The organism is Azohydromonas sp. (genome assembly GCF_035325925.1).
Classification (GTDB): domain Bacteria; phylum Pseudomonadota; class Gammaproteobacteria; order Burkholderiales; family Burkholderiaceae_C; genus Calidifontimicrobium.
The window spans coordinates 124,032-130,842 of the sequence record NZ_DAOKZA010000003.1 but is presented as its reverse complement, the minus strand read 5'-3'; the positions used below and the strand labels follow the sequence as shown (position 1 = coordinate 130,842).

7 protein-coding genes and 1 tRNA gene are annotated in these 6,811 nt (G+C 72.0%); 7 read left to right on the top strand and 1 reads right to left on the bottom strand.

The window, feature by feature from the left end; all coding sequences use genetic code 11:
- Window positions 1-31 precede the first annotated feature (31 nt).
- Entirely contained in the window at window positions 32-706 is a 675-nt protein-coding gene (gene radC / locus PKC53_RS02285) for a DNA repair protein RadC (protein WP_324425871.1), read from the bottom strand.
- Window positions 707-754: 48 nt separating this feature from the next.
- Here radC and PKC53_RS02280 point away from each other — a divergent pair, with 48 nt between their 5' ends.
- The 7 genes from PKC53_RS02280 to fghA all read left to right on the top strand — a co-directional run bounded on the left by PKC53_RS02280 (window position 755) and on the right by fghA (window position 6,811).
- The gene (locus tag PKC53_RS02280) at window positions 755-1,219 is read left to right on the top strand and encodes an FKBP-type peptidyl-prolyl cis-trans isomerase (RefSeq protein ID WP_324425869.1); all 465 of its coding nucleotides are present in this window, start codon (window positions 755-757) and stop codon (window positions 1,217-1,219) included.
- A complete protein-coding gene (ispH, locus tag PKC53_RS02275) occupies window positions 1,219-2,211 on the top strand; it encodes a 4-hydroxy-3-methylbut-2-enyl diphosphate reductase (protein ID WP_324425867.1) in 993 nt (330 codons plus the stop codon). Before PKC53_RS02280 ends, ispH begins: the two co-directional genes overlap by 1 nt.
- A gap of 79 nt (window positions 2,212-2,290) precedes the next feature.
- On the top strand, window positions 2,291-3,607 hold the full coding sequence (gene serS / locus PKC53_RS02270) for a serine--tRNA ligase (protein ID WP_324425865.1): 1,317 nt from the start codon (window positions 2,291-2,293) through the stop codon (window positions 3,605-3,607).
- Entirely contained in the window at window positions 3,604-4,419 is an 816-nt protein-coding gene (locus PKC53_RS02265; RefSeq protein ID WP_324425864.1) for a hydratase, read from the top strand. The genes serS and PKC53_RS02265 overlap by 4 nt, the downstream gene beginning before the upstream one ends.
- Window positions 4,420-4,452: 33 nt before the next feature.
- Window positions 4,453-4,543, top strand: a tRNA-Ser gene (locus PKC53_RS02260).
- A gap of 247 nt (window positions 4,544-4,790) precedes the next feature.
- Window positions 4,791-5,900, top strand: coding sequence for an S-(hydroxymethyl)glutathione dehydrogenase/class III alcohol dehydrogenase (locus PKC53_RS02255; RefSeq protein ID WP_324425863.1), 1,110 nt, complete (start codon window positions 4,791-4,793; stop codon window positions 5,898-5,900).
- Between the two features lie 53 nt (window positions 5,901-5,953).
- Window positions 5,954-6,811 carry an S-formylglutathione hydrolase gene (gene fghA / locus PKC53_RS02250; protein ID WP_324425862.1) on the top strand — a complete coding sequence of 286 codons (858 nt, stop codon included), beginning with the start codon at window positions 5,954-5,956 and terminating at the stop codon, window positions 6,809-6,811.

Sequence of the window (6,811 nt, the reverse complement as noted above, 5' to 3'; positions counted from 1 at the left end):
CACCCAGGCAGGCGCGGCGCGACTCCACATATCAAAGAAGTCCACGTTCGGCGAACGACACCACGTCGTGGTGCCCGACCACCAGGTGGTCGAGCACGCGCACGTCGACCAGCGCCAGCGCGCTCTTCAGCGACTGCGTCAGGTATTCGTCGGCGCGCGACGGCTCGGCCAGCCCCGAAGGGTGGTTGTGCGCGAGGATCACCGCGCCGGCGTTCAGCGCCAGCGCGCGCTTGACGACCTCGCGCGGGTACACGCTGGTCTGCGACAGCGTGCCGCGGAACAGCTCCTCCATCGCCAGCAGCCGGTGCTGGTGGTCGAGGAACAGCACCGCGAACACCTCGTGCGCCAGGTGCGCCAGCTGCAGCCGCAGGTACTGGCGCACCGCGTCGGGCGCGTCGAACACCGGCTGGCACGCCAGCTCGGCGACCAGCGCGCGGCGCGCGATCTCGAGCACCGCCTGCAGCTCGGCGCGTTTGGCCGGCCCGATGCCCTTGACGCGCTGCAGCGCGTCGGCCGGCGCGCGCAGCAGCCCGCCGATGCCGCCGAACTCGGCCAGCAGCTGCTGCGCCATCTGCAGCACGCCGGTACCGGCCATCCCGGTGCGCAGCAGCAGCGCGAGCAGCTCGGCGTCGGCCAGCGCCTGCGGGCCACGCGCCAGCAGTTTCTCGCGCGGGCGCGCATCGTGCGGCAAGTCCTTGATCGACATGGGGCGCTCGCGCCGGGGGTGGCTCCTAGAATGCAGTCTAGACACCGCATGCCATCGACCGTGAGCACCATTCGGGGGGATTCGTTCCTCACGCTGCACTACCGCCTGTCGGGCCCCGACGGCGCCGCCGTCGTCGACACCTTCGGCGGCCAGCCGGCCACGCTGTCGCTGGGCCACGGGCAGCTCGCGCCGGCGATGGAGCAGCGCCTCGTCGGGCTGGCCGAAGGCGCGCACGCGCGCTTCGAGCTGGTCGCCGGCGAGGCCTTCGGCGAACGCAACCCGGCGCTGCTGCAGCGCGTGAAGCTGGCGCTGCTGCGCGAGCTGGGCGACCCCGACGCGACCTACGCGGTCGGCGACGTGGTGCAGTTCCCGACGCCCGACGGCGGCGGCAGCTACGCCGGCGTCGTGCGCGAGGTCGGCCCGCCGGGCGAGGACTGGCTGCTGTTCGATTTCAACCACCCGCTGGCCGGGCAGCCGGTGCGCTTCGAGGTGCACGTGATCGGGGTGCTGTGATGGCGCGCGACGAAGTGACGGTCGACGACGTCGTGCTCGCCGAGCCGCGCGGCTTCTGCGCCGGCGTCGACCGCGCGATCGAGATCGTCGAGCGCGCGCTGCGGCGCTTCGGCGCGCCGATCTACGTGCGCCACGAGATCGTGCACAACACCTACGTCGTCAACGACCTGAAGGCCAAGGGCGCGATCTTCATCGAGGACCTGGCCGACGTGCCCCCGGGGTCGACGCTGGTGTTCAGCGCCCACGGCGTGCCGAAGGCGGTGCGCGCCGAGGCGGCGCGGCGCGGCTTCCAGGTGTTCGACGCCACCTGCCCGCTGGTGACCAAGGTGCATGTCGAGGTGGCCAAGCTGGCCAAGGAAGGCTACGAGTTCGTGATGATCGGCCACAAGGGCCATCCCGAGGTCGAGGGCACGATGGGGCAGCTCAGCGAGGGCATCTACCTCGTCGAGGACGTGGCCGACGTCGAGCGCGTGCGCCCGCGCGGCGACAAGCTGGCGGTGGTCACGCAGACCACGCTGAGCGTCGACGACGCGGCCGAGATCCTCGCCGCGGTCAAGCGCCGCTTCCCGCACGTGCGCGAGCCGAAGAAGCAGGACATCTGCTACGCCACGCAGAACCGGCAGGACGCCGTCAAGCTGCTGGCGCCGCAGGTCGACATCGTGATCGTCGTCGGCAGCCCGACCAGCAGCAACAGCAACCGCCTGCGCGAGCTCGCCGAGCGGCTGGGCACGCCGGCGCACCTGGTCGACTCGGCCGACGACCTGCAGCCGGCGTGGTTCGAGGGCCGGCCGCGCGTCGGCCTGACGGCCGGCGCGTCGGCGCCCGACATCCTGGTGCAGCAGGTCATCGCGCGGCTGCGTGAGCTCGGCGCCGTGAGCCTGCGCACGATGGACGGCGTGCGCGAGACGGTGCACTTCCCGCTGCCCAAGGGGCTGGGCGACCGCAGCATGGCGCAGGCCGCGGCGCCGGGTGCGTCGGCGTCCCGATCCTGAACGCCACCGCGGCCCGCGACGACGGCGCCCGCGGGCGCCGTCGCCGTTCATAGAATTCCCTGCTGCCCCGAGGACCCCCATGCTCGACATCCAACTGCTGCGTCGCGACCTGCCGGCCGTCATCGCCAAGCTCGAGGCGCGCAAGCGCCCGCAGCCCTTCCTCGACGTCGAACGCTTCACCGCGCTCGAGGCCGAACGCAAGCGCCTGCAGACGCACACCGAGGAGCTGCAGGCGCGGCGCAACACGCTGAGCAAGCGCATCGGCCAGCACAAGGCCAAGGGCGAGGACGTGTCGGTGCTGATGACCGAGGTCGGCGGCATCGGCGACGAGCTGAAGGCCGGCGCCGAGCGGCTCGACGCGCTGCAGGCCGAACTGCACGCGCTGCTGATGCACCTGCCCAACCTGCCGCAGGACGGCGTGCCGGCGGGCGTCGACGAGACCGCCAATGTCGAGGTGCGTCGCTGGGGCCGGCCGCGCGACTTCGACTTCGCGGTGCGCGACCACGTCGACCTCGGTGCCCCGCTGGGGCTGGACTTCGACACCGCGACCAGGCTCAGCGGCGCGCGCTTCAGCCTGCTGCGCGGGCCGGTGGCGCGTCTGCACCGCGCGCTCGCCCAGTTCATGCTCGACGTGCAGACCACCGAACACGGCTACACCGAGTGCTACACGCCGTACATCGTCAACCGCGAGGTGCTCGAGGGCACCGGGCAGCTGCCGAAGTTCAAGGAGGACATGTTCTGGGTCTACCGCGGCCGGGGCCCGGGCGACGCCGCGGCCGGCGGTGACCCTCACGAGCAGTACCTGATCTCCACCAGCGAGATCAGCCTGACGAACACCGTGCGCGAGCAGATCCTCGACGCGGCGCAGTTGCCGATCAAGCTCACCGCGCACAGCCCGTGCTTCCGCAGCGAGGCCGGCAGCGCCGGGCGCGACACGCGCGGCATGATCCGCCAGCACCAGTTCGACAAGGTCGAGATGGTGCAGATCACGAAACCCGAGCACAGCGACGCGGCGCTCGAGCAGATGGTCGGCCACGCCGAGGCGATCCTGCAGCGCCTCGAGCTGCCGTACCGCGTGGTGCTGCTGTGCACCGGCGACATGGGCTTCGGCAGCGCGAAGACCTACGACCTCGAGGTCTGGCTGCCGGCGCAGGGCACGTACCGGGAGATCAGCTCGTGCAGCAACTGCGAGGCGTTCCAGGCGCGGCGCATGCAGGCGCGTTATCGCAACGCGCAGGGCAGGACCGAGTTCGTGCACACGCTCAACGGCTCGGGGCTGGCGGTGGGGCGCACGCTGGTGGCGGTGCTCGAGAACCACCAGAACGCCGACGGCTCGGTCACGGTGCCGGCGGCGTTGCGGCCGTACCTCGGGGGCATGGACCGGCTGCAGCCATGATGGACGACGCCACGCTCGACACGATCGCCGACCGCATGCTCGACGCGCAGGCGCGCGCCGCGACGGTGGCGTTGCCCAGCGAGGCGCAGCCCGGCTTCGACGAGGCGGGCGCGTTCGCCGTCGCCACGCGCATGCGCGAGCGGCGCATCGCCGCGGGCCGCCGGCCGCGCGGCTGGAAGATCGGCTTCACCAACCGCAGCCTCTGGCCGCGCTACAACGTCTTCGCGCCGATCTGGGCCAACGTGTGGGAGCACACGCTGACCCTGCTCGACGCGCCTGCCATCAGCGACACGCTCGCCGGCCTGTGTCAGCCGCGCATCGAGCCCGAGATCGTGTTCGGCCTGCAGGCGGTGCCCGAGCCCGGCATGGACAGCGCGGCGCTCGCCCGCTGCATCGAGTGGGTGGCGCACGGCTTCGAGATCGTGCACACGCACTTCGCGGGCTGGCGCTTCACGCTGGCCGACTGCATGGTCGACGACGCGCTGCACGGGCGCTTGTACGTCGGCCCGCGCGTGCCGGCGTCGCGTTTCGCCGACCTGGCGGGCGAGACGCGCGCGCTGCACGTCGAGCTGCTGCGCGACGGCGAGGTCGTCGATCACGGCGACGGCAGCGCCGTGCTCGACGGCCCGGTCGACGCGCTGCGCCAGTGGATCGACGCGATGGCCGCGTCGCCCGCGCCGTGGCCGGTGCACGCGGGCGACCTGGTCACCACCGGCACGATCACCGACGCCTGGCCGCTGCAGCACGGCCAGCGCTGGGCCAGCACGCTGTCGCACCCGCTGCTGCCGGGGCTGCAGCTGCACATCGCATAGAATCCGCGGCTCGCCCACGCGACACGCATCCCCGGAAAGGTGGCAGAGTGGTCGAATGCGCCGGACTCGAAATCCGGTATACGGGTTTCCCGTATCGAGGGTTCGAATCCCTCCCTTTCCGCCAAGCCGTTCCCCGGACCGCCAGGACACCCGGGATGGCGCCGAGCGTCGATCGCAAGTCCCCGTCCGACGGGGACGTTTTGTTTGTGCCGGGGCGCAGCGATCGCTGAGGGCCCGAACGCCGTCGGCGCACCTCGGGCGCGCCGTGCCCGCCGCCGCGACGGCGTCGACGCGGCTCGACGGTACGATCGCCCGCTTCAACCGCCCGACGCGCCGCGAGGCCGCAGGCGCCGCCCCCAGGAGAGCCGCCGATGAAGTCCCGTGCCGCCGTCGCGTTCGCCGCCGGCCAGCCGTTGCAGGTCGTCGAGATCGACGTCGCCCCGCCGAACAAGGGCGAGGTGCTGGTGAGGATCACCCACACCGGCGTGTGCCACACCGACGCGTTCACGTTGTCGGGCGACGACCCCGAAGGTCTGTTCCCGGCCGTGCTGGGCCACGAGGGCGCGGGCATCGTCGTCGAGGTGGGCGAGGGCGTGACCAGCGTGCAGCCGGGCGACCACGTCATCCCGCTGTACACCGCCGAGTGCGGCGAGTGCCTGTTCTGCAGGAGCGGCAAGACCAACCTGTGCGTGGCGGTGCGTGCGACGCAGGGCAAGGGCGTGATGCCCGACGGCACGACGCGCTTTTCGTACCAGGGCCGGCCGCTGCATCACTACATGGGCTGCTCCACCTTCAGCGAGTACACCGTGGTGGCCGAGGTGTCGCTGGCCAGGATTCACCCCGACGCCAACCCCGAGCAGGTGTGCCTGCTGGGCTGCGGCGTGACGACGGGACTGGGCGCGGTGAAGAACACCGCCAAGGTGCAGGCGGGCGACTCGGTGGCCGTCTTCGGCCTGGGGGGCATCGGGCTGGCGGTGGTTCAGGGCGCCCGCCTGGCCCAGGCCGGGCGCATCATCGCGATCGACACCAACCCCGACAAGTTCCCGCTGGCGCGGGTGATGGGGGCCACCGACTGCGTGAACCCCAGGGACCACGACAAGCCGATCCAGCAGGTGGTCGTCGAGATGACCGGCTGGGGCGTCGACCACAGCTTCGAGTGCATCGGCAACGTGCAGGTCATGCGCGCGGCACTGGAGTGCGCGCATCGCGGCTGGGGCCAGTCGGTCATCATCGGCGTGGCCGGCGCCGGGCAGGAGATCTCCACCCGCCCGTTCCAGCTCGTCACCGGCCGGCGCTGGCTCGGCACCGCCTTCGGCGGCGTCAAGGGCCGCTCGCAGCTGCCGGGCATGGTGGAGGACGCGATGGCCGGCCGCATCCAGTTGGCGCCGTTCGTCACGCACACGATGCCGCTGACCGAGATCAACACCGCCTTCGAGCTGATGCACGCGGGCAAGTCGATCCGCTCGGTGGTGCACTACTGACCGCGCGTGCGCGCCGTCGCGAACACGGGCACGGCGCGCAGGAGTCGAACCCCATGGAACGCATCGAAAGGCACGCCAGCTTCGGTGGCCGTCAGGAAGTGTGGAAGCACGTCTCGCGCACGCTGGGCTGCGAGATGCGCGTGGGCGTGTACCTGCCCGCCGCGGCCCTGCGCGGCCAGCCCTGCCCGGTGCTGTACTGGCTGTCGGGGCTGACCTGCACCGAGCAGAACTTCATCACCAAGGCCGGGGCGCAGGCGCATGCCGCGCGGCACGGCCTGATCGTGGTCGCGCCCGACACCAGCCCGCGCGGCGCCACGGTGGCCGACGATCCGGCCTACGACCTGGGGCAGGGCGCGGGCTTCTACCTCAATGCGACCCGGGCACCCTGGGTGCCGCACTACCGCATGGAGGACTACGTCGTCGACGAGCTGCCGGCGCTGGTCGAGCAGCACTTCCCGGCGCTGCCGCGGCGCGGCATCCTCGGGCACTCGATGGGCGGTCACGGGGCGCTCACCTTGGCGCTTCGCCACCCGGGCCGCTACGCCAGCGTCTCGGCCTTCTCGCCCATCGTGGCGCCCGCGCAGGTGCCCTGGGGGCAGAAGGCGTTCACGGCCTACCTCGGCGACGACCGCGCGGCCTGGGCCGAACACGACACCGTGACGCTGATCGCGCAGCCTCGCGACGAGCGGCTGCCGCTGCTGGTCGACCAGGGCGACGCGGACGAGTTCCTCGCCAGCCAGCTGCGCCCCGAGCTGCTTCGGGCGGCGTGCGAGTCGGCAGGCCACCCGCTGACGCTGCGCCTGCAGCCAGGCTACGACCACAGCTACTACTTCGTCGCCAGCTTCCTGGCCGACCACTTCGCCCACCACGCCGGGGCGCTGGCAGCGGGGGTCGACGAGCCCGGGGCCTGA